The organism is Streptomyces sp. NRRL F-6492, from assembly GCF_001280125.1.
Lineage (GTDB): Bacteria > Actinomycetota > Actinomycetes > Streptomycetales > Streptomycetaceae > Streptomyces.
This window is the reverse complement of sequence record NZ_LGEG01000001.1, coordinates 250,308-273,048: the sequence shown is the minus strand read 5'-3', so window position 1 is coordinate 273,048 and position 22,741 is coordinate 250,308. Positions and strand designations below refer to the sequence as shown.

General features: G+C 73.4%; 19 protein-coding genes. 11 read left to right on the top strand and 8 right to left on the bottom strand.

The annotated features are described in order from the left end of the window. The first annotated feature begins 32 nt into the window (after positions 1 to 32). Positions 33 to 1,490 (top strand): PLP-dependent aminotransferase family protein, encoded by a 1,458-nt coding sequence (locus ADL08_RS01160; RefSeq protein ID WP_063885205.1) that lies wholly within the window; start codon positions 33 to 35, stop codon positions 1,488 to 1,490. Between the two features lie 113 nt (positions 1,491 to 1,603). Here the strand turns inward: ADL08_RS01160 and ADL08_RS01155 are convergent, their stop codons facing one another. Continuing rightward, positions 1,604 to 2,416 carry a carbon-nitrogen family hydrolase gene (locus ADL08_RS01155; protein ID WP_053640083.1) on the bottom strand — a complete coding sequence of 271 codons (813 nt, stop codon included), beginning with the start codon at positions 2,414 to 2,416 and terminating at the stop codon, positions 1,604 to 1,606. Positions 2,417 to 2,571: 155 nt separating this feature from the next. On the opposite strand from ADL08_RS01155, the gene ADL08_RS01150 reads away from it, so the two are divergent. Next, entirely contained in the window at positions 2,572 to 3,399 is an 828-nt protein-coding gene (locus tag ADL08_RS01150) for a maleylpyruvate isomerase family mycothiol-dependent enzyme (protein ID WP_053640082.1), read from the top strand. 20 nt (positions 3,400 to 3,419) lie between these two features. On the opposite strand, the gene ADL08_RS01145 is transcribed toward ADL08_RS01150, so the two are convergent. The 5 genes from ADL08_RS01145 to pdhA form a co-directional block, all read right to left on the bottom strand. Continuing rightward, positions 3,420 to 4,736, bottom strand: a complete 1,317-nt coding sequence (locus tag ADL08_RS01145) for an MFS transporter (protein WP_053640081.1) — start codon at positions 4,734 to 4,736, stop codon at positions 3,420 to 3,422. Then, positions 4,733 to 5,374 (bottom strand): GntR family transcriptional regulator, encoded by a 642-nt coding sequence (locus ADL08_RS01140; protein WP_053640080.1) that lies wholly within the window; start codon positions 5,372 to 5,374, stop codon positions 4,733 to 4,735. Before ADL08_RS01140 ends, ADL08_RS01145 begins: the two co-directional genes overlap by 4 nt. Positions 5,375 to 5,483: 109 nt before the next feature. Beyond that, complete coding sequence (locus ADL08_RS01135) at positions 5,484 to 6,893, bottom strand: dihydrolipoamide acetyltransferase family protein (protein WP_053640114.1); 1,410 nt, start codon at positions 6,891 to 6,893, stop codon at positions 5,484 to 5,486. Positions 6,894 to 6,924: 31 nt separating this feature from the next. Then, positions 6,925 to 7,905 carry an alpha-ketoacid dehydrogenase subunit beta gene (locus tag ADL08_RS01130; protein WP_053640079.1) on the bottom strand — a complete coding sequence of 327 codons (981 nt, stop codon included), beginning with the start codon at positions 7,903 to 7,905 and terminating at the stop codon, positions 6,925 to 6,927. A 2-nt stretch (positions 7,906 to 7,907) separates the two neighbouring features. Further along, positions 7,908 to 9,101: a pyruvate dehydrogenase (acetyl-transferring) E1 component subunit alpha gene (pdhA, locus tag ADL08_RS01125; protein ID WP_053640078.1), complete on the bottom strand. Its 1,194-nt coding sequence runs from the start codon at positions 9,099 to 9,101 to the stop codon at positions 7,908 to 7,910. A gap of 342 nt (positions 9,102 to 9,443) precedes the next feature. On the opposite strand from pdhA, the gene ADL08_RS01120 reads away from it, so the two are divergent. The 3 genes from ADL08_RS01120 (at position 9,444) to ADL08_RS01110 (ending at position 11,802) form a co-directional block, all read left to right on the top strand. After that, positions 9,444 to 10,103: a response regulator gene (locus ADL08_RS01120; protein ID WP_053640077.1), complete on the top strand. Its 660-nt coding sequence runs from the start codon at positions 9,444 to 9,446 to the stop codon at positions 10,101 to 10,103. An 85-nt stretch (positions 10,104 to 10,188) separates the two neighbouring features. Then, entirely contained in the window at positions 10,189 to 10,641 is a 453-nt protein-coding gene (locus ADL08_RS01115) for a pyridoxamine 5'-phosphate oxidase family protein (protein WP_053640076.1), read from the top strand. 174 nt (positions 10,642 to 10,815) lie between these two features. Continuing rightward, positions 10,816 to 11,802 (top strand): phosphotransferase, encoded by a 987-nt coding sequence (locus ADL08_RS01110; protein ID WP_053640113.1) that lies wholly within the window; start codon positions 10,816 to 10,818, stop codon positions 11,800 to 11,802. Positions 11,803 to 11,848: 46 nt separating this feature from the next. On the opposite strand, the gene ADL08_RS01105 is transcribed toward ADL08_RS01110, so the two are convergent. Then, positions 11,849 to 13,489, bottom strand: a complete 1,641-nt coding sequence (locus ADL08_RS01105; protein WP_053640075.1) for a protein kinase domain-containing protein — start codon at positions 13,487 to 13,489, stop codon at positions 11,849 to 11,851. A 264-nt stretch (positions 13,490 to 13,753) separates the two neighbouring features. On the opposite strand from ADL08_RS01105, the gene ADL08_RS01100 reads away from it, so the two are divergent. From ADL08_RS01100 to ADL08_RS01075, 6 genes are all read left to right on the top strand, one after another. Further along, positions 13,754 to 15,385 carry a protein kinase domain-containing protein gene (locus ADL08_RS01100; RefSeq protein WP_053640074.1) on the top strand — a complete coding sequence of 544 codons (1,632 nt, stop codon included), beginning with the start codon at positions 13,754 to 13,756 and terminating at the stop codon, positions 15,383 to 15,385. 260 nt (positions 15,386 to 15,645) lie between these two features. Then, positions 15,646 to 16,434, top strand: a complete 789-nt coding sequence (locus tag ADL08_RS01095; RefSeq protein WP_159042953.1) for a hypothetical protein — start codon at positions 15,646 to 15,648, stop codon at positions 16,432 to 16,434. A gap of 96 nt (positions 16,435 to 16,530) precedes the next feature. After that, complete coding sequence (locus ADL08_RS01090) at positions 16,531 to 17,190, top strand: PadR family transcriptional regulator (protein WP_053640072.1); 660 nt, start codon at positions 16,531 to 16,533, stop codon at positions 17,188 to 17,190. Between the two features lie 155 nt (positions 17,191 to 17,345). Next, positions 17,346 to 18,080, top strand: a complete 735-nt coding sequence (locus tag ADL08_RS01085) for an ABC transporter ATP-binding protein (RefSeq protein WP_053640071.1) — start codon at positions 17,346 to 17,348, stop codon at positions 18,078 to 18,080. Beyond that, positions 18,077 to 20,938: an ABC transporter permease gene (locus tag ADL08_RS01080; RefSeq protein WP_053640070.1), complete on the top strand. Its 2,862-nt coding sequence runs from the start codon at positions 18,077 to 18,079 to the stop codon at positions 20,936 to 20,938. The genes ADL08_RS01085 and ADL08_RS01080 overlap by 4 nt, the downstream gene beginning before the upstream one ends. Before the next feature lie 97 nt (positions 20,939 to 21,035). Then, positions 21,036 to 21,581: a bacterial proteasome activator family protein gene (locus tag ADL08_RS01075; protein WP_053640069.1), complete on the top strand. Its 546-nt coding sequence runs from the start codon at positions 21,036 to 21,038 to the stop codon at positions 21,579 to 21,581. Positions 21,582 to 21,720: 139 nt separating this feature from the next. Here the strand turns inward: ADL08_RS01075 and ADL08_RS01070 are convergent, their stop codons facing one another. Next, a complete protein-coding gene (locus ADL08_RS01070; RefSeq protein WP_053640068.1) occupies positions 21,721 to 22,707 on the bottom strand; it encodes an NAD(P)H-quinone oxidoreductase in 987 nt (328 codons plus the stop codon). Positions 22,708 to 22,741 lie beyond the last annotated feature (34 nt).

The window sequence follows — 22,741 nt, the reverse complement described above, 5'->3', positions numbered from 1 at the left end:
CCCCCGTTCCCCTCCCCCCTCCCCTCGACGTCCTGGTCGCCCGGCTCGGGCGCTGGTCCGCCGGGCGCGGGCCGCTGTACCTCCTGCTCGCCGCCCGGCTGCGGCGGCTGATCGACGAGGGGGCGCTGCCGCCGGGCACGCTCCTGCCGCCGGACCGGCGCTTCGCGACGGCCCTGGCCGTGGGCCGTACGACGGTGGTCGCCGCCTACGACACGCTGCGGCAGGAGGGACGGCTCGTACGGAGGCAGGGCAGCGGTACGCGGGTGGCGCCGGCCGCGCTCATGGCGAAGCGGCTCCGGTCGGCGGGTACGGGGGCGGGGGCGGGGGTGCCCCGGGTGCGGGAGACGTCGAACCCGCTCTTCCTGCACCTCCTGGAGGCGCCGGACGACGTGATCCTGCTGAGCTGCGCGGCCCCGGACCGGGCCCCGGCCGAGCTGACGGAGGCGTACCGCTCCCTCGCCCTGCCCGTGGGGGACCTCGGCTACCACCCGGCCGGGCTCGGGGCGCTGCGGGAGGCGGTCGCCGCGCGGTGCGCGGCGCGGGGCGTGCCGACCGGGCCGGACCAGGTCCTGGTCACCACCGGCGCCCAGCAGGGGCTCGCGCTGCTCACACGGCTATTGCTCGCGCCCGGGGACGGGGTCCTGGTGGAGGCGCCGACGTACCCGGGGGCGCTCGACCTGTTCCGGGAAGCGGCGGCCGTGCCGCTGCCGGTGGCGGTGGGCCCGGACGGGATCGACGTGGCCGGGGCGGTGCGGATGATGGAGCGTCACCGCCCGGCCCTGGCCTATGTGGTGGCCCGCTTCCAGAACCCGACCGGGACCGTGCTGCCGCCGCTCGCCGGGCGCCGGCTCGTCGAGGCGGCGAACGCGCTGGGGGTGCCGCTCGTCGACGACGAGGCCCTCGCCGACCTGTCCTTCGACGCCGGGGTGCCGTGGACACCGCTCTCGGCGTACGGGGAGGTGATCGCGGTCGGTTCGCTCAGCAAGGTGGTGTGGGGCGGGCTGCGCATCGGCTGGGTACGCGGTCCGGCCCCGCTGATCGCCCGCCTCGCCCGGCTGAAGGCCCTGCACGACCTGGGCAGCGACGTCCCCGCCCAGCTGGCGGCGGCGAGGATCCTGGACGGTTTCGGGCCGGTCCTGGCGGCCCGGACGCGGGCGGTCCGGGCGGGCCACGACCATCTGCGGGCCGAGCTGGCCCGGCTGCTGCCGTCCTGGTCCTGCGCCCAGGCGACGGGCGGCCAGACCCTGTGGGTGCGGCTCCCCCACGGCGACGGCGTCTCCTTCGCGCAGCTCGCCCTCCGGCACGGGGTCGCCGTCCTCCCCGGCGCCACCGCCGACGCCCTCGGCGGCAGCGTCCGCCACCTGCGGCTGCACTTCCTGGCGGCCCCGGAGGTGCTGACGGAGGCGGTACGGAGACTGGCGGCGGCCTGGGCGGAGTACGCCCCGGGGCCGGAACCGGGCCGGGCGGCCCTGCACGCGATCACGCTGTGACCGGCGGGGGTTTGCCGGAGTCCTTCGGGGGTCCGGCAGGCGCCCTTCGGGGGTCCGGCAGGCGCCCTTCGGAGGTCCTGCCGAAGCCCTTCGGGGGTCCGGCCGGACACCCCCTAGGGCCGCGTCGGCGCAGCCCGCTTCGGCGTCGCCACGCCCAGGACCCGGTCCTTGAGCGCCGGGAACTCCTCGCGGGTCGTGGCGACCCGGCCGGGGTCGAGCGCGACGCGCAGGACCTCCTCGCCGGGCCCGGCCTCCGCCAGGGCCTCGCCCCAGGGGTCGACCACGATCGAGTGCCCGGCCTGCTCGACGCCCGCGTGGGTGCCCGCGGTGCCGCAGGCCAGGACGTACGCCTGGTTCTCGACCGCGCGGGCCCGGGCCAGGAGGGTCCAGTGGGCGCGGCGGCGGGCGGGCCAGCCGGCCGGGACGACGAAGGCCTGGGCGCCCGCGTCGACCAGGCCGCGGAAGAGCTCGGGGAAGCGCAGGTCGTAGCAGGTGCCGACGCCGACGGTGAGGTGCGGCAGGTCGACGGTGACCAGGTCCTCCCCGGCGGCCATGAGCACCGCCTCGCCCTTGTCGAAGCCGAAGCGGTGGATCTTCCGGTAGGAGGCGGCGAGTTCGCCGTCGGGGGAGAGGACGAGCGAGGTGTTGTAGAGGGCGCCGGCCTCCGCCTCGACGAAGGAGCCGGCGTGCAGCCAGACCCCGGCGTCCCGGGCGGCCTCGGCCATCGCCCGGTGCGTGGGGCCGTTCAGCGGCTCGGACTCGGCGGCGAAGAGGTCGGACGCGAAGGCGCCGACGGTCCACAGTTCGGGGAGGACGACGAGGTCGGCGCGGCCGGACTCCTCCCGTACGAGGCGTGCCGCGCGGGCGCGACGGGCGTCGACCGGTTCGTCCGGGTCTACCGCGATCTGGATCAGCGAGGCGCGCACACTACCACCGTCCTGGCATTCGAGCCGTCAACACCGGCCTACGATCGTCACACGAAAGCACTGCCGGGGTGCCTTCGGGCAGCGTAACTTAGCGTCCGAGCCTCCCACCCAGTCGTGTTTTCAGCCCGCGCACCGAAGAACCGCCGAGGGGTCCCGTGACCGTCCATCCCAGCCTCCAGAACCACGCCGACGCCTGGACCCACTCCATCGAGGCGATAGCCGAGCTGGTGCAGCCGCTCGTGGAGGGCGAGTGGAACCGGCGGACCCCCTGCCCTGGCTGGTCGGTGCGGGACATCGTGTCCCACGTCATCGGCATGGAGACGGAGATGCTCGGCGACCCTCGGCCGATCCACTCGCTGCCGCGCGACCTCTACCACGTGCGCAGTGAGTTCGCGCGCTACATGGAGGTCCAGGTCGATGTGCGGCGCCACCACACGGCGCCGGAGATGACGTCGGAGCTGGAGTACATCCTGATCCGCCGGGCCCGTCAGCTCCGCAACGAGAACCGCTCCCCCGACCGTCTGATCCGCGCCCCGCTGGGGGCCGAGCAGACCCTGGAAGCGGCCTACCGGGAACGGGCCTTCGACGTGTGGGTGCACGAGCAGGACCTGCGGGCGGCGCTCGGGGTGCCGGGGAACCTGGACTCGCCCGGGGCGCACGTGGCCCGGGACGTGCTCCTGGAGGCGCTGCCGAAGGTGGTCGCCAAGGACGCGGGCGCGCCGGCCTCCTCGGCGGTGGTGTTCGACGTGACCGGTCCGGTGGAGTTCCTGCGGACGGTGCGGGTGGACGCGGAGGGGCGCGGTTCGATCGACGGCGCGCCCTCGCTCGGCCCGGCGGTGACGCTCGCGACGGACTGGGAGACGTACGTGCGCCTGGCCTGCGGGCGGGTCCGGGCGGCCGACGCGGCCGACCGGATCAAGGTGGAGGGCGACGAGCGGCTGGCGTGGGCGATCCTCGACAACTTCGCGGTGACGCCCCGGTAGTTCCCGCCTTTCCCCTTGGGTCATACGGGTACGTGCACGGCCTCCACGCGGCTGGCGACGAGCCGTTCCCGTTCCCGGCGGTGGGTGCGGGCCTTGAGGCGCAGGATCTGCACGATGCCGAGGGCTTCGAGCACGAACACCGAGGAGAACGCGATCCGGTAGTCGTCCCCGGTCGCGTCGAGCAGCACGCCGACGGCGAGCAGCGTCGTCATCGAGGCGACGAAACCACCCATGTTGACGATGCCGGAGGCGGTTCCCTGACGCTCCGGCGGATTCGCCGGACGGGCGAAGTCGAAGCCGATCATCGAGGCCGGCCCGCAGGCGCCGAGGACCAGGCAGAGGGTGACGAGCAGCCACATCGGCGCGTGGTCGCCGGGGTACGCGAGGGTGGACCCCCACAGCAGGGCGGTGGCCGCGACCGTGCCGAGGGCGAGCGGGGCGCGGGCCGCGTGGTGGCGGGCGATGATCTGCCCGTACGCGAGGCCGACGGCCATGTTCGAGAGCACGACCAGGGTGAGCAGCGTCCCGGCGGTGGACCGCGACAGGCCCTGCGCCTCGACGAGGTACGGCAGTCCCCACAGCAGCAGGAACACCATGGCCGGGAACTGGGTGGTGAAGTGCACCCACATGCCGAGCCGGGTGCCGGGCTCGCGCCAGGACTCGGCGATCTGGCGGCGGACGTAGGCCGCGCCCGCGTGTGCGGCAGGCCGGGGCTCGTGCCCCTCGGGGTGGTCCTTGAGGAAGAGCAGCAGCAGGACGAGGACGAGGACGCCGGCGAGGGAGCTGCCGACGAAGGTGGTGGTCCAGCCGAGGCCGTGCAGGGCGCGGGCGATGAAGACGGTGGAGACCAGGTTCCCGGCCATGCCGAAGAGGGCGGCGACCTGGCCGATGAGCGGGCCGCGCCGGGCGGGGAACCAGCGGCTGCCGAGCCGCAGGACGCTGATGAAGGTCATGGCGTCGCCGCAGCCGAGGAGCGCGCGGGAGGCGAGCGCGGTGCCGTACGACGGGGAGAGCGCGAAGCCGAGCTGGCCGACGGTGAAGAGGACGACGCCGAGGACCAGGACCCTCTTGGTGCCGAGCCGGTCGACCATGAGGCCGACGGGTATCTGCATGCCGGCGTAGACGAGCAGCTGGAGGATGGAGAAGGTGGAGAGCGCGGAGGCGTTGACGTCGAAGCGTTCGGCGGCGTCGAGTCCGGCGACGCCGAGCGAGGTGCGGAAGATGACGGCGACGAAGTAGACGGCGACGCCGACGCCCCAGACGAGGGCGGCGCGGCGGCCGCCGGGCGGGTCTCCGGGGAGGGTGACGGCGGAGCCGTGTCCGTTGCGGTCGCTCACCGGTCCTCACCCCGGACCAGGACCTTGACCCAGCTGAGGTGCTGGCGGACGCAGTGCGCGGCGCCCTCGGCGTCGCCGGCCTTGACGCGGTCGAGGATCTCGGCGTGCTCGGCGATGTTCTTGGCGACGCGGTCGGGCTGGGACTGCATCACGGCGACGCCCATGCGCAACTGGCGGTCGCGGAGCTGGTCGTAGAGGCGGGCGAGGATCTGGTTGCCGGCGTGCTGGACGATCTCGGCGTGGAAGCAGCGGTCGGTGACGGCGACCGCCGCGAGGTCCCCGGCCAGGGCCCGCCGCCGCTGCTCCTCCAGGAGCTCTTCGAGGCGGGCGATCAGCGCGGCGGGGGCGGGTACGGCCCGGCGGACGGCGAACTCCTCGACGAGGAGCCGGGTCTCGACGACGTCGGCGATCTCCTGCGCGGAGACGGCGAGGACGAGGGCGCCCTTCTTCGGGTAGAGCTTGAGCAGCCCTTCCATCTCCAGCTTGAGCAGCGCCTCGCGGACGGGGGTCCGTGACACCCCCACGGCCGTGGCGAGTTCGCCCTCGGTCAGGAGGGTGCCCCCTTCGTAGCGCCGGTCGAGTACGGCCTGCTTGACGTGCATGTAGACGCGGTCGGCGGCAGGGGGAGCTGATGGCATGCGTACAGCATAGATACAACATGGATGCCGCGCAGGGCCCCGTCCACATCATGGACGGGGCCCGGTGGGCGCGTGCGCCGGTTTCACGTGAAACCACGCGAGTCGGGCGTCAGGCCCAGGTGATCAACCGCTTCGGCTGCTCCAGGATCGCGGCGACGTCCGCCAGGAACTTGGAGCCGAGCTCGCCGTCGACCAGGCGGTGGTCGAAGGAGAGGGCCAGCGTGGTGACCTGACGCGGCTTCACCTTGCCCTTGTGGACCCACGGCTGGAGCTTGATCGCACCGACCGCGAGGATCGCGGACTCGCCGGGGTTCAGGATGGGCGTACCGGTGTCGACGCCGAAGACGCCGACGTTGGTGATGGTGAAGGTGCCGCCCTGCATCGCCGCCGGGGTCGTCTTCCCCTCGCGGGCCGTGGCGACCAGCTCGCTCAGCGACTTCGAGAGCTCGGGCAGGGTCTGGGCGTGCGCGTCCTTGATGTTCGGCACGATCAGACCGCGCGGGGTGGCCGCGGCGATGCCCAGGTTCACGTAGTGCTTGAGGACGATCTCCTGCGCCGCCTCGTCCCAGGCCGCGTTGATCTCCGGGTTGCGCCTGACCGCGACCAGGATCGCCTTGGCGATGAGGAGCAGCGGGTTGACCCGCAGGCCCGCCATGTCCTTGTCGGACTTCAGCTCCTCGACCAGCTTCATCGTGCGCGTGATGTCGAAGGTCACGAACTCGGTGACGTGCGGGGCGGTGAAGGCCGAACCGACCATCGCCGCCGCCGTGGCCTTCCGTACGCCCTTGATGGGGACGCGGGTCTCCCGGGCGCCGGCCTCCGCGGCGGGAGCGGCGGCCGGAGCCGCGGCGGGCACGGGAGCCGGAGCCCGCACGGGAGCCGGGGCCTCGGCGGCCGGTGCGGGCGCCGGGACGGCGGCCGCGTGGACGTCCTCGCGGGTGATGATCCCGTCCGGGCCGGACGGGACGACCGTCGCCAGGTCGACGCCGAGGTCCTTGGCGAGTTTCCGCACCGGCGGCTTGGCCAGCGGCCGGCCGGCCCCCGACGCGTGCCCGTTGAGCTGCTCCGGTACGGAGACGGCGACGGGCGCCGGCTGTGCGGGAGCGGCGGCCGGGGCGGCCTCCCCGGAGCCGGCGGCCTTGCGGGGGCGGCGCTTGGTGGAGCTGGCGGCCACGCCGTAGCCGACGAGGACCGGCTGACGGCCCTGCGGCTCGTCCTCCTCGGCCACCGGCTCCGCCGGTACGGCCTGGGCCGCGACGGACTCGGTCACCGGGGCCGCCGGGGCGGGGGGCGCGCCGCCGCCGACGTTCACCGAGATGATGACCTGGCCGACGTCGACCGTCGTCCCCTCGGGGAAGCACAGCTCGTGGACCGTGCCGTCGAACGGGATCGGCAGCTCGACGGCCGCCTTGGCCGTCTCGACCTCGCACACGACCTGTCCGTCGGTGACGGTGTCGCCCGGCTGGACGTACCACTTGAGGATCTCGGCCTCGGTGAGGCCCTCGCCCACGTCGGGCATCTTGAATTCGCGGATCGTCACGGTGCTCTCCTCAGTACGCCAGCGAGCGGTCGACGGCGTCGAGCACGCGATCGAGACCCGGCAGGTACTCCTCCTCCAGGCGCGCCGGCGGATACGGCGCGTGGTAGCCGCCGACCCGCAGGACGGGGGCCTCCAGGTGGTAGAAGCAGCGCTCGGTGATCCGGGCGGCGATCTCCGCGCCGGAGCCGAAGAAGACCGGGGCCTCGTGGACGACGACCAGGCGGCGGGTCTTCTCGACCGAGGCCTGGACGGTGTCGAAGTCGATCGGGGAGATCGAGCGCAGGTCCACGACCTCGATCGACCTGCCCTCCTCGGCGGCGGCCGCGGCCGCCTCCAGACAGGTCTTCACCATCGGGCCGTAGGCGAGGAGGGTGAGGTCCGTGCCCTCGCGGGCGACCCGGGCCTTGTGCAGCTCGCCGGGGATGGCCTCGGTGTCGACCTCGCCCTTGTCCCAGTAGCGGCGCTTGGGCTCGAAGAAGACGACCGGGTCGTCGCTCTGGATCGCCTGCTGGAGCATCCAGTAGGCGTCGGAGGGGGTCGCGGGGGTGACGACCTTGAGGCCCGCGACGTGCGCGAAGAGCGACTCGGGGGACTCCGAGTGGTGCTCGACCGCGCCGATGCCGCCGCCGTACGGAATGCGGATGACGACCGGCACCTTGACCGCGCCGAGCGAGCGGGCCCGCATCTTCGCGAGCTGCGTGACGATCTGGTCGTACGCGGGGAAGACGAAGCCGTCGAACTGGATCTCCACGACCGGCCGGTAGCCGCGCAGCGCGAGGCCGATCGCGGTGCCGACGATGCCGGACTCGGCGAGCGGGGTGTCGACGACCCGGTCCTCGCCGAAGTCCTTCTGCAGGCCGTCGGTGATCCGGAAGACGCCGCCGAGCTTGCCGACGTCCAGACCCATGACGACGACCTTGGGGTCGGTCTCCAGGGCCGTGCGCAGCGACTCGTTGAGCGCCTTCGCGAGGGAGAGCTTCTGAACAGCCATGGTTACTCGGCCTCTCCGTTCGCGAAGGACGCCTGGTAGGCGGCGAACTGCGCGCGTTCCTCGTCGACGAGCGCGTGCCCGTCCGCGTACACGTTGTCGAACATCGCCATGTGCTCCGGCACGGGCATGGCGCGGACTACCTCGCGGACGTGCTTGCCCAGGGTCTCGCTCTCCGCCTCCAGCTCCTCGAAGAAGGCCGCGTCGGCGTGGCCCTCGTTCTCCAGGTAGGCCTTGAGGCGCAGGATCGGGTCCTTGGCCTCCCACTCCTCGCGCTCCGCGTCGCGGCGGTAGCGGGTCGGGTCGTCGGAGGTGGTGTGGGCGGCCATCCGGTAGGTGAACGCCTCGACGAGCGTCGGGCCCTCGCCGCGGCGGGCGCGCTCCAGGGCGGAGCGGGTGACGGCGAGGCAGGCCAGCACGTCGTTGCCGTCGACGCGGACGCCGGGGAAGCCGAAGCCCTGGGCGCGCTGGTAGAGCGGGACGCGGGTCTGCTTCTCGATGGGCTCGGAGATGGCCCACTGGTTGTTCTGGCAGAAGAACACGACCGGGGCGTTGTAGACCGCGGAGAAGACGAACGACTCGTTGACGTCGCCCTGGCTGGAGGCGCCGTCGCCGAAGTACGCGATCACGGCGGAGTCCGCGCCGTCCTTGGTGATGCCCATGGCGTAGCCGGTGGCGTGCAGGGTCTGCGAGCCGAGGACGATCGTGTACAGGTGGAAATTGTTGCTGTTCGGATCCCAGCCGCCGTTGTTCACGCCGCGGAACATGCCGAGGAGGTTCGTCGGGTCGACCCCGCGACACCAGGCGACGCCGTGCTCGCGGTAGGTCGGGAAGACGTAGTCGTCGTCGCGCAGGGCGCGGCCCGATCCGATCTGGGCGGCCTCCTGGCCCAGGAGCGAGGCCCACAGGCCCAGCTCGCCCTGGCGCTGGAGGGAGGTGGCCTCGGAGTCGAAGCGACGGGTGAGGACCATGTCGCGGTAGAGGCCGCGCAGCTCCTCGGCGCTCAGGTCGATGTCGTAGTCGGGATGCTGGACGCGCTCCCCTTCGGGCGTCAGGAGCTGGACGAGCTCGGGCTCCGTCGCTCCCGCCGCGGCGCGCGTGCTCGTCTTCTTGGTGGTGCTCGGGCTCGCGCTTGCGGTGCGCTTGGTGCCGCTGCTGCGTCGCGTCGTCTTGCGCGCGGCAGTGCTCTCCACGGTCACGTGCGTGCTCCTCCGTCGGTCCGGCCCCCGGGTTCGCCGGTGAGGCCAGTGCGGCTCTCCGCCTTATCCGTACCCTTCGCACGGGGTGGGTGCGACGCGGCCGGGGTCGGGCGTGACAAGTGCCCCGGCGAGCGCCCTGTCATAGGCACGTTACCCACAGCGCGGCATTCCCGCGAAACCCCTCTTGACCTGCGTTTTTGCTTGGATTTCCAAGTAAATCGAGGAAAAGGGGAACAGCGGCTGGTCAGCGCGTCGGCAACGGCCTGGCGGGCCGCCGGAACAAGCGGCACGTTATCCCGCGCACCCCGGGCGCGGGAAGAGCCAATATGTGAGACTGACAGCGTGCGCGAAGAAGGAAAAATCACGGTATTCCTGTTGGACGACCATGAAGTCGTCCGGCGCGGCGTCCACGAGCTGCTCTCCGTGGAGAGCGACATCGAGGTCGTCGGCGAGGCCGGCACAGCGGCTGACGCGCTGGTCAGGATCCCCGCGACCCGTCCGGACGTCGCCGTCCTCGACGTCCGGCTCCCGGACGGCAGCGGGGTGGAGGTGTGCCGGGAGATCCGCTCGCGGAACGAGGACATCAAGTGCCTCATGCTGACCTCCTTCGCGGACGACGAGGCCCTCTTCGACGCGATCATGGCCGGGGCCTCGGGCTACGTCCTCAAGGCCATCCGGGGCAACGAGCTCCTGAACGCGGTGCGGGACGTGGCGGCCGGCAAGTCGCTGCTCGACCCGGTGGCGACCGCCCGGGTCCTGGAGCGGCTGCGCGACGGCAACGCCCCCAAGGGCGACGACAAGCTCTCCCACCTGACGGAGCAGGAGCGCAGGATCCTGGACCTGATCGGCGAGGGCCTGACCAACCGGGTCATCGGCGAGCGGCTCCACCTCGCGGAGAAGACCATCAAGAACTACGTGTCCAGCCTGCTGTCGAAGCTGGGCATGGAGCGGCGCTCGCAGGCCGCGGCGTACGTGGCGCGGATGCAGGCCGAGAAGCGCTGACCGGTCCGCTTCGGGACCTACGTCCCTCCGCGAGGGGGGCGGGGGCCCCTTCTCGGGCGTACGGCGGTGACGGAGAGTGGAAGACATGTCCACCGACGAGATCCGCGCCATCGAGCTGCTGAACCGCGTGTCGTACGGCCGGGTGGCGACGAGCATGCGGGCGATGCCCTTCGTCGCCCCGGCCCGCCACATCGTGGTCGACGGCCGGGTGCTGCTGCGGATGCACGAGGGCCTCGGCTACCACCGCGCCTGCAACGGCGGCGTCGTCGCGTACGGGGCGGACAACTTCGACTCGGGGGCCGAGCACATCTGGTCCGTGCAGTTCAGCGGCACCGCGAGGGTCGTCGAGCCGACCCGGGAGGAGCGCGCGGCCTTCGGTCCGGAGCCGGAGCTGGTGGACGGCGAGCCCTTCGTCCCGGTCTACCTGCGGATCGAACCGCAGTTCGTGACGGTGCACGCGCTCGACTACGCGAGCGAGACCGCGGGCGTCCGGCCCGCCGCCCGTTCCGTACGGCGACACCTCCACCACGTAGCGTGATCTAACATCTGGCGGGTGCCGCGCTCATCTGAAACGCTCCCCCCGCCGACCGGCGCACCGCCACCGCACCCCCGGACCGCAGGGACCCGGCCCGGCGGCGCCCCGCCCGTACGGTCCGGCGGCGCTCCGCCGACCCGGCCCGCCCGGCCCCCCGGCGCCCCGCCCGTCGACGCCCTGCTGCGGCGGCACCGTCACGCCGGTGAGCCGCTGGCCTGCGTGCCGGTCACCGAGGGGCTGCTCAACCGCGGCTTCCGCCTCACCACCACCCGCGGCACCTACTTCCTCAAGCAGCACCTGGACGCCGCCACCGCCGACCGGGCCACCGTCGCCCGCCAGCACCGCGCCACCCAGCGCCTGCACGCCCTGGGCCTGCCCGTCGCCCCGCCGCTCGCCGACGCCCGGGGCCGTACGGTCGTCGTCGTCGGCGGCCACTGCTACGCCCTGCACCCCTGGGTCGAGGGCCGCCACCGGGACGGCGGCCAGCTCTCCACCGGCTGCTGCCGCCGCCTGGGCACCCTCCTCGGGCAGGTCCACACCGCGCTCGACCGGGTGATGGACGCCCCGGAGGCCGGCGGGACGGACGCGGACCCGTGCGCGAGCGCGGACCCCCAGGACACCTTCCGGGCCATCGACGAGCTGATCCGCCTCGTCCGCGCGCACCGCCCCCGCGACAGCTTCGACGCGCTCGCCGAGCACCGGCTCAGGGAGCGCCGCGGACTGCTCGCCCGGCACGCCCACCACCGGCCCCCGGCCGCCTCGGCCGCCGGCTGGGTGCACGGCGACTTCCACCCGCTGAACCTGCTGTACCGGGGCGCGGAGCCCGCCGCGATCGTCGACTGGGACCGCCTCGGGCTCCGCCCGAGGACCGAGGAGGCGGTCAGGGCCGCCGCCATCTTCTTCGTACGGCCGGAGGGCGAGCTGGCCCTGGGGAAGGTGCGGGCCTACGCGCGCGCGTACCGGCGGGCGACGGGCGCCGACGGCGCCGAGCTGGCGGCGGCGGCGCACCGGGTGTGGTGGGAGCGGCTCAACGACTTCTGGACCCTGCGCTGGCGCTACCAGCTGCACGACCGGAGGGCCGACGCGCAGTTCCCCGCGGTGTCGGCCCTGGCGGTCTGGTGGACCCGCGAGTACGAGGCGGTCCGGGAGGCCTTCGCGGGGTGAGCGCGGCGCGCGCCCGGCCCGGCGGGGCCGTTCCCGGCCGGGTCCGTCAGCCGGAGCCCTCGCCGGTGGCCGGCGGCTGGGTGCCCGGCTCCCCCTCGCCGCCGCCGTCGGCGCCCCCGGAGGGGTCGCCGGTCGGCTCGGTGACCGGCGGGGTCGTGGGACGGATCGTCGGCTCGGTCGTCTTCGTGGGCGTCCTCGTGGGCTCGACCGGCGGCGTGGTGGTCGGCTCGACCGGCGGCGTGGTGGTCGGCGTGCCCGTGGGCCAGTCCGGCTGCCGCGTCGGCTGCTCGGTCCACGGCTCCCGGGTCGTCCCGTCGCTGGACGTGCCCGGGTCCTGCGTCTGGTCCCGGGTCTGCTGCTCCGAGGGCGTGGGCTCCTCCGAGGGCGTCACCGAGGGCGAGGTGGTGACGGTCGGCGTCTTGTTCTCCGTGCCACCGCCGCCGCCGTTCCCGCCCGCCTTGCTGAGGGCGAACGCGACCCCGGCGACCACCGCGACCAGCGCGAGCGCGGCGAACAGCCACACCTTGCCCCGGCCGCCACCGCCGCCGCCCTGCGACCCGTACGAGCCGCCCTGGCCGTAGCCGCCGCTGCCGCCCGTACCGCCGTCGTAGCCGGCGAACCCGCCGTCGTCGGGGTTCATCGGCGGAAGGATCGGGCCCTGCGCGGTCTCGCCGTGCATCGGGTGGCCCATGGCGGTCGTCGCGGCCACGCCGCCGGCCGGGGTGCGCCCGCCGTCGTGCGCCTCGATCGGACCGGTGTTCCACGTGCCGGTGTACCCGCCCTGCTGCTGGAGCATCTGGAGGGCGTACTGGATGAGCCCGCGCATCTCCTCGGCGCTCTGGAACCGGTCGTCCGGGTCCTTCGCGAGCGAGCGCATCACCAGGCCGTCCAGCTCCGGCGGCACGGACCCGGTGACGTCGGACGGCGGGACCGGCACGTCCTGGACGTGCTGGTAGACGACGGACAGCGGGGTCTCGCCGGTGAACGGGGGACGCAGCGAGAGGAGTTCGTAGAGCAGGCAGCCCGTCGCGTACAGGTCGGAGCGGTGGTCCACGGCCTTGCCGAGCGCCTGCTCGGGGGAGAGGTACTGCGGCGTGCCCATGACCATGCCGGTCTGGGTCATCGTCGACTGCGCGCCGTGCAGGGCGCGGGCGATGCCGAAGTCCATGACCTTCACCGCACCGCTGTGGGTGATGATCACGTTCGCCGGCTTGATGTCGCGGTGCACGATGCCGTGCTGGTGCGAGTAGGCCAGCGCCTCCAGGACCCCGGAGACGATGATCAGGGCCTGCTCGGGACCGGGCGCCTCGGCGCTCAGCAGCAGGTCGCGGATGGTGCGGCCCTCGACCAGCTCCATCACGATGTACGGCACGGGCCGGCCGCCCACCAGGTCCTCGCCGGAGTCGTACACGGCGACGATCGCGTGGTGGTTGAGACCGGCGACGGACTGCGCCTCACGCGTGAAGCGGGCCTTGGAGACCGGGTCCTCGGCGAGGTCCGCGCGCAGCAGCTTGACCGCCACGGTACGGCCGAGCCGTACGTCCTCCGCCGCGAACACCTCGGCCATGCCGCCGCGTCCCAGACGGTGCGTCAGGCGGTAGCGCCCGTCGCCGACGACTCCGCCGACGCCCCAGGACTCCGCCGACGAGTCCGGCACGCCGCCGCCTGCTCCGGATTCGGGTGCCATCAGTCCTCGCCGTCGTCTGTCGTGCCGTGTCCAGTCGTCACGCTACAGGCTCCGTACGACATCACGGTCCGAGATGGACCGGCCATCCAATCCCGTTCACGTACACCTGTGCAAATTCGACGCATTCCCGCACCGGTTCGGAAACGCTTCCTGTGCGGAGGGTCACGTAACGGGCACCCGGCTTGACGTGTCACCGCCCTGGGGCAGACTTGGCCGGGAAAATCCGGGAACGACGCCGCCACGCGCGCGTAGGGGGAAGCACAGATGAGCCAGGACGGCGCACAGGGCCGCTACGCGGGCGGTTCGGTCGCGGGCGGCCGGTACCAGCTGCGCGATCTTCTCGGCGAGGGCGGCATGGCGTCGGTGTACCTGGCGTACGACACCGCCCTCGACCGGCAGGTCGCCATCAAGACGCTGCACACGGAGCTGGGCCGGGAGCAGTCCTTCCGCGAGCGGTTCCGGCGCGAGGCGCAGGCCGTCGCGAAGCTGTCGCACACCAACATCGTCTCGGTCTTCGACACCGGCGAGGACACCCTCGACGGCGCCGTCATGCCGTACATCGTCATGGAGTACGTGGAGGGGCAGCCGCTCGGCTCGGTCCTCGCCTCGGACGTGCGGCAGTACGGCGCGATGCCGGCCGACAAGGCGCTGAGGGTCACGGCCGACGTGCTCGCCGCCCTGGAGGTCAGCCACGAGATGGGCCTGGTCCACCGGGACATCAAGCCGGGCAACGTGATGACCACCAGGCGCGGCGTGGTCAAGGTCATGGACTTCGGCATCGCGCGGGCCATGCAGTCGGGGGTCACCTCGATGACGCAGACCGGCATGGTCGTCGGCACCCCGCAGTACCTCTCCCCCGAGCAGGCCCTCGGCCGCGCGGTGGACGCCCGCTCCGACCTCTACTCGGTCGGCATCATGCTCTTCCAGCTCCTCACGGGCCGTCTCCCCTTCGACGCCGACTCCCCGCTCGCCATCGCGTACGCGCACGTGCAGGAGGAGCCGGTCGCCCCGTCCTCCGTCAACCGCTCGGTGACGCCCGCGATGGACGCGCTCGTCGCCCGCGCGCTGCGGAAGAACCCGAACGAGCGGTTCCCGAGCGCGGCGGCCATGCGCGACGAGTGCCTGCGGGTCCTGTCGGCCGGGCGGACCGGCGCCCCCGTGATCGTCGCGGGCGGGCCGGTCAGCAGTGGCGCGGGCGTCGGCTCGGCGGTCTTCCCGCCGGTCGGCCAGACCCCGCCGCCCGGTCCGCACTCCGGACCGCACGGCGTGCAGCCGCCGTACCCGGCGCCGACGCCGCAGCCGGGGCCGTACGCGACCCCCACGCCCGCCCCGGCGTACGGCTACCCGCAGCAGGCCCCGGTGCCCGCGCCGTACGCCCAGGCCCCGACGCCGGCGCCGTACGCCCAGACGCACACGTCCGCCCCGGCGGGCGGCGGCTCCCGGCGGAACACCCCAGTGATCGTGGGCGCGATCGCGGTCGCCGTGCTCGCGATCGGCGGTCTGATCGTGGCGCTCAGCCTCGACAAGGACGACGTGAAGGACCCGGGGGCGGGCGGCACCGGCGGCACGGGCACCCAGCAGAGCCAGTCGGCGGCGCCGGGCCACAAGGGCCCCGACCTGACCAAGACCGTCGACGTGAAGAAGTGCACCCAGCCGAGGGAGTCGAGCGAGGACCCCGAGAAGTTCGAGGTGCCCAACTTCAAGTACCGGAACCTCCAGTCGGTGAAGGACTGCGTCCAGGCCGCCGGATGGAAGATCAAGGTCGAGACCCCGGTGGACGAGTCCACGTACGGCGAGGACACGGTCCTGGAGCAGTACCCGCCGGCCGGTACGGACATCACCGCCAAGGACGCGGAGTTCACGCTCCAGGTCTCGACGGGCAACCCGCCGCAGTAGGTCCCGGGGCTATCTGTTCAGCGCCCCCTCCGGAGGCCGGCCGGACGCCTGCCGCACGTCTGCCAGGGGCCTGTCGGGTGCCCACCGGGCATCTGCCGGGCGCCTGTCGGGTGCCTCCCTGGTAGCTCCCGGAGTGCCTCCCGGGTGCTCCGGGGGCGCTTCCCGGGCGCCTGTCGGGCGCCTCCCGGATGCCGGAATTGTCCCGTCATGTGACGCTGAGTCGAACACCTCGGCGGCTCGGTACGGGAGGGGGTCACCCGGTGACTCCAGTACTCCGCGGGGCACGGGCGCGAGCCCCGCGCCCCGCGCTCACCTGCGCGTTCCTCTGCGCCTGCACCCTGTACGCCGCGCCCCTCGCGCACGCGGCGGTGCCTCCCGGCGCCACGGCGGGCGCGACGGCGGGCACCACGGCCCCGACGCCCACGCCCCCCGGTACCACCCCGGCGGCGCCCCCGGCTCCCTCCGTGTCCTCCGCGCCCCCTTCGGGAACGCCCTCCGCGACCGTCTCGCCGTCCGCCCCCGCCTCCGGAACCCGCTCCGGAACCCCCTCTGTCACCGCCTCCGCCTCCGGACCCGCCCCCGTCTCCGCCCCTCCGGGGCGTACCGGTGGCGCCGTCTCCCCCGCGCCCGCTCCCGCCGGTTCCGGAGCGGTCTCCCCGGCCGCGCAGTACGCCGGGGCCTCGGACGCCCCCGCGCCGGAGGCGTCCCCCTCCCTGGCGGGGCGGCCCGCCGCGGAGGGCAGGATCCGCCCCGGCCGCACCGAGACCGCCACCGGTCCGACGCCCCCGGAGAGCCCTCCTCGTACCGAAACCGCTACGGAATCCGACCCGTGGGAGGGCGAGGAGGAGGAGGGCGGAGCCGTACCCGAGGAGGAGGCCGCGCCGCCCGAGGCCGCGCCCGCCAGCCTGCCCGCCGTCGCGCCCCGGGCGGGCACCGAGACCGCTCCGAACCTCGTCCACCAGCGGGTTCCCGTGCTGACCCTGGGGGTGGGGCTGGCTCTGATGGGGCTCGGCATCGGCTTCCTGGGGCTTCGGATGCGCCGCCGCTGAGCCGGTGCGGAGGGCCGGGGTCCCCCTTGAGTGGGACCTCCCGCTTCCACCCCAGGTCGGTTGTCCGCCACGGCATACCCGGTATACATACTGAGTATGTCGATCCGCCACGGGCTCCTCGCCCTCCTCGAACGCGGCCCGCGTTACGGCTCTCAGCTCCGTACGGAGTTCGAGTCCCGCACCGGTTCCACCTGGCCGCTCAACGTCGGCCAGGTCTACACGACCCTCAGCCGTCTGGAGCGCGACGGGATGGTCGCGCAGGGCGGCGAGGACGAGGCCGGGCACACGCTCTACACGATCACCGACAGCGGCCGCACCGAGCTGAAGACCTGGTTCGGGAAGCCGGTGGACCGCACCAGCCCCGCCCGTGACGAGCTGGCCATCAAGCTCGCCATGGCGGTGGGCGCGCCGAGCGTCGACATCCGCGACGTCATCCAGTCCCAGCGCCGGCACACCGTGCAGGCGATGCAGGACTACACCCGGCTCAAGGCCCAGGCGCTCCTGGCCGTCGAGAGCGGCGGGGCGCGGGAGCGGGACGACGTGGCCTGGCTGCTCGTCCTGGAGCAGCTGATCTTCCAGACGGAGGCCGAGGCGCGCTGGCTGGACCACTGCGAGTCCCGGCTGATCCGCCTCTCGGCGACCGCGCGGTCGGCACCGGACGCGCAGGACGCACCGGCCGCACCGGCCGCACCGGCCGCCGAGGCGCCCGCCCCGGCTCCCGCCGCGCAGTCGGGCGCGGACGCCGCCCGTCCGTGACACCGGCGCGCGCGGGCCGTCCGCTCCCGGCACCGGGGCGCGGCCGCCGACCGCTCGCGCCCCTTTCCGTACCTCCGAACCTCTGACGCACCACCTTCCACCGCACGCTCCGTACCCGGCCGACCGCCCGGTACGACCAAGGGGGGAACCCTTCCATGTCCGCACAGCAGCCCGTGCTGCAACTGAAGAACCTGACCCGGGTCCACGGCTCGGGCGCCACCGAGGTGCACGCCCTGCGCGGCATCGACCTTGCCGTGTACCCCGGTGAGCTCGTCGCCGTCATGGGTCCGTCGGGATCCGGCAAGTCCACCCTGCTCACCATCGCGGGCGGCCTGGACTCCCCCACCTCGGGCGAGGTGATCGTCGAGGACACCGACATCACCAAGGTCGGCATCAAGCAGCTCGCGGCCCTGCGCCGCCGCAGCATCGGCTACGTCTTCCAGGACTACAACCTCATCCCGGCCCTCACCGCCGCCGAGAACGTGGCCCTGCCCCGCGAGCTGGACGGGACCTCCGCCCGCAAGGCGCGCGTCGAGGCCCTCGCCGCCCTGGAGGAGATGTCCCTCGGCCACCTCGCCGACCGCTTCCCCGACGAGATGTCCGGCGGTCAGCAGCAGCGCGTGGCCATCGCCCGCGCCCTGGTCGGCGACCGCCGTCTGGTCCTCGCCGACGAGCCGACCGGCGCCCTCGACTCCGAGACCGGCGAGTCCGTCCTCGCCCTGCTCCGCTCCCGCTGCGACGCGGGCGCCGCCGGCGTCCTCGTCACCCACGAGCCGCGGTTCGCCGCCTGGGCCGACCGCGTCGTGTTCCTGCGGGACGGCGCCATCGTCGACCAGACCGTGCGCAGCGAGGCCGACTCCCTCCTCACGGGCCGGGTGGCGGAGGCGTGAAGACCTGGTTCCACTCCTGGCGGGCCGCGATCCGCATAGCCCGTCGTGACGCCTGGCGCGCCAAGGGCCGCAGCGCCCTCGTCCTCGCGATGATCGCCCTGCCCATCCTGGGCGTCAGCGCCTTCGACCTGACCTTCCGCAGCGCGGAGCTGTCCCCCGCCGAGAAGGTGGACCGGACGATCGGCGCGGCCGACGCGCGCTTCCGGGACGCCGACATGGGCGGCGTGCCGATCCTCCAGGATCCGGCCGGTGACATGAACGCTCCGGCCAGGAAGGAGGACGACGAACGGTGGCCGTCGGGCTCCACCGACGTCACCAGGACCTTCCCCGCGGGCTCCACCGTCCTCACGGACCGCACCGGATCGGCCAAGCTGACCACGTCCCACGGTCTGCTCATGACCGAGGTGCGCGAGCTGAAGGCGTCCGACCCGATCGCCCGGGGCATCATGCCGCTCCTGGAGGGGCGTTACCCGGAGAAGAACGACGAGGTCATGGCGACCTCGCACTTCCTGGAGACCAGCGGTCTGTCGGTCGGCTCGACCCTTTCCGCTCGCAACTTCGAGCGTCCGTATCGGATCGTCGGCTCGTACGAACTTCCCGACTCGCTCAACACCGATCAGGTCAACGCGCTCCCCGGCGCCTTCCTCGCCCCGTACGGGAAGGCCGTCGAGAAGGCCGGTCTGTCGGCCCCCGGGTCCTCCGTGTCGTACCTGGTGCGGAAGCCCGGTGGTTTCACGTGGAACACGGTCCAGGAGATCAACACCAAGGGCGTTCTCGTCGCCTCGCGCGCCGTGCTGCTCGCCCCGCCCGCCGACGCCGACGTCCCGCTCTACCAGAAGGAGGGCTGGGGCAACTACGAGGCCGGGACCGCGGACCGCGCCGCCGAACTCGCCGCGGTCGCGACCGTCGTGGGCCTGGCGATGCTGGAGATCTGCCTCCTCGCCGGTCCCGCCTTCGCGGTCGGCGCCCGCCGCTCGCGCCGCCAGCTCGGTCTGGTCGGTGCCAACGGCGGTGCCCGCAGCCACATCCGGGCGATCGTGCTGAGCGGCGGTCTGGTCATCGGCGTCGCGGCCGCCGTCGTCGGCACCGTGCTCGCCGTGGCCCTGACCCTGGCGCTCCAGCCGCTCCTCGAAGAGGCGATGGGCCAGCGGTTCGGCGCCTTCGACGTCCGGCCGCTCGAAATCCTCGCCATCGCGCTGCTCGCGGTCCTGACCGGTCTGCTCGCCGCGATCGTCCCGGCCGTCACCGCCTCCCGGCAGAGCGTCCTCTCCTCGCTCACCGGCCGGCGCGGTGTCCGCCGCAGCAGCCGCGTGCTGCCGGTGATCGGTCTCGTGGCGGTCGTGATCGGTGCGTCCGTCGCCCTCCTCGGCTCGCTCGTGACCGAGCAGGTCGCCCTGGTGGCGGCCGGCTCCGCCCTCGCCGAGCTGGGTGTCGTCGCGATGACCCCGGCCCTGGTGGGCCTGTTCGGACGCAGTGGACGCTGGCTTCCGCTCTCGCCGCGCCTCGCGCTGCGGGACGCCGTCCGCAACCGGGGCCGTACGGCTCCGGCCGTCGCCGCCGTCCTCGCCGCCGTCGCGGGAACGGTCGCCGTCTCGACCTACATGGCGAGCCGGGAGGCCGAGAACAGGGCCTCGTACGAGCCCAGGCTGCCGTACGGCGCCGCCGCCGCCTTCGTCCGGGAAGAGGGCGGCCGGGACGTCCCGGCGGTCCGCGAGGCCGTCCAGCGGTACCTGCCCGTCGAGCTGCGCGCCGACGTCGACCGCGTCGTGGTCGGCAAGCCCGGCTGCCCCCCGTGGAGCAACGACGCGGGCTGCGGCCGCTTCGAGGTCGTCGTGCCCCCGGCGAACGAGTGCCCGCTGTACGTGTCGGTCCCCGGCGGCGGCGACCCCGCGGAGAGGTTCACGCCCGACCAGCGGCGGAAGATGATCACCGACGACTGGCGCTGCAAGGAGTCCTTCCACAGCGGGATCTACGTCGACGGCGGCCTGCTCGTCGGTGACGCCAAGCTCCTCCAGGTCCTCGGCGTGGACGACCCCGGGGCCGTGAAGGCCCTCGCCGACGGCAGGATCGTCACCTTCGACCGGGCCCAGATCGACAAGAACGGCACCATCGGGCTCAAGCAGATCACCGACACCGCCGCCGCCGACAAGGCCATGGAGGAAGGCCGTCCCGTGCCCGGCAAGGTCAGCTCCGTGACCGCCTACCTGGTGCCCGGCGGCAAGAACTCCTACGGGATCCAGGCCCTGATCACCCCGGCCACGGCCAAGGCCGCCGGTCTCTCCACCGTGCCGCTGGGCGTGTACGCCGCCACCGACCGGCTCCCGGACAGCGAGCAGCGGCAGAAGCTCGACAGCGAGATCGCCAAGCTCGGCAGCAGCGTCGAGCTGCACGTGGAGGAAGGTTTCGTCAACGAGTACGGCATCGTCCTGCTCTCGCTGGCGATCTTCGCGGGCCTCGTCACCATCGGCGCCGCCGGCATCGCCACCGGGCTCGCCCAGGCCGACGCCGAGGCCGATCTGAAGACGCTCGCCGCCGTGGGCGCCCCGCCCCGGGTCCGCCGTACGCTCAGCGGTTTCCAGTGCGGGGTCGTCGCCGCGATGGGCGTGGTCCTCGGCTCGGCGGCCGGGCTGCTGCCCGCCGTGGGGCTCCGGCTCACCGAGGAGCGCGACCAGCTCCGCTACCACGAGATGAGCGTCGCCGAGGGCTGGAGCGCCGACACGGCCCCGCCGGACCTGCCGATCGTCGTCCCCTGGGAGACGCTGGGCCTCCTGCTCGTCGCCGTCCCGCTGGGCGCGGCCCTGCTCGCCGCCCTCGTGACCCGCTCGCGCGGCGCGCTGGCCCGGCGCGCGGCGACCTGACGGTCTTCGTCGCCCGTCTGTGCCCCTGTACGAGGGTGGATCACCCTCGTACAGGGGCACACCCCGTGGTGAAGCACGTGTACGAGAGAATGGCGGCATGGAGATGCCGAGGAATGACAGGTCGCAGGAGAGCCCCCAGGTCCTCATCGTGGGACAGGACGGGATGGCGCTCGGCGGCACTCAGGGCGACGACGAACCCCGCGAGGTCCCGGTGACGGAAATGGTCGAGCAGCCTGCGAAGGTCATGCGGATCGGCAGCATGATCAAGCAGCTCCTGGAAGAAGTACGCGCGGCACCTCTCGACGAGGCCAGCCGGGTCAGGCTCAAGGACATCCACGCCAGCTCCGTGAAGGAGCTGGAGGACGGGCTCGCGCCCGAGCTGGTCGAGGAACTGGAGCGCCTCTCCCTGCCGTTCACGGACGAGGCGATCCCCTCCGAGGCGGAACTGCGCATCGCGCAGGCGCAGTTGGTGGGCTGGCTGGAGGGCCTCTTCCACGGCATCCAGACGGCGCTGTTCGCCCAGCAGATGGCGGCCCGCGCCCAGTTGGAGCAGATGCGCAGGGCGCTGCCGCCGGGCTCCGGTCACGACGATGACGACGACCACGGCCCGGGCCACGCGATCCGCTCGGGGCCGTACCTGTAGGACGCGCCGGTGGGACGGGGTCGTACGCGGTCTTGCGGCTTCGTACGCGGTCCACGGCGTTCGTACGCGGTCTTGCGGCTTCGTACGCGCAGGGGCCCGGCACACGAGGTGTGTGCCGGGCCCCCGTGCGTGGGCCGGGTCAGTCCCGGGGGGCGAGGAGCAGGACCTTGCCGACGTGGTCGCCGGCCTCCAGCGCCCGGTGCGCGTCGGCGGCCTCCGGCAGCGGCACCGTGCGGTCCACGACCGGCCGGACCGTGCCCGCCTCGACCAGCGGCCAGACGTGCTCCCGGACGGCGGCGACGATCGCCGCCTTCTCCCGCGCCGGACGGGACCGCAGCGTGGTCGCCATGACGGCGCCGCGCTTCGCGAGCAGCGCCCCGAGGTTCAGCTCGCCCTTCACCCCGCCCTGGAGGCCGATGATCACGAGGCGCCCGTTCACGGCGAGCGCCTTCACGTTCCGTTCCAGGTACTTGGCGCCGACGATGTCCAGGATGACGTCCGCCCCGGCCCCGTCCGTCGCCTTGGCCAGTTCCTCGACGAAGTCCTGCGCGCGGTAGTCGATGAGGACGTCCGCGCCCAGTTCGGCGCAGCGCGCCAGCTTCTCGGGGCTTCCGGCCGTGACCACGACCCGGGCCCCGACCGCCTTCGCGAGCTGGATCGCCATCGTGCCGATCCCGCTCGCGCCGCCGTGCACGAGGAGCGTCTCGCCCGGCCGCAGGTGGGCGATCATGAAGACGTTGGACCAGACGGTGCACGCGACCTCGGGGAGCGCGGCGGCCGTGGCCGCGTCGACGCCCTCCGGCACCGGCAGGAGCTGGCCGGCCGGGACCACGACCTTCTCCGCGTAACCGCCGCCGGCGAGTAGCGCGCACACCTCGTCGCCGACGTTCCAGCCGGTCACCCCCGGGCCGAGCGCGGTGATCCGGCCCGAGCACTCGAGACCGGGGTACGGGGAGCTGCCCGGCGGCGGGTCGTAGAAGCCCTGGCGCTGGAGCAGGTCGGCGCGGTTGACCGCGCTCGCCACCACCTCGACGAGCACCTCGCCCTCGCCGGGTACGGGATCGGGCACCTCGGACCAGATCAGGGCCTCGGGTCCGCCGGGTTCCGGAATCGTGATCGCATACATGGCGGCGAGGCTACTCCCGCGACCGCCGCCGGGG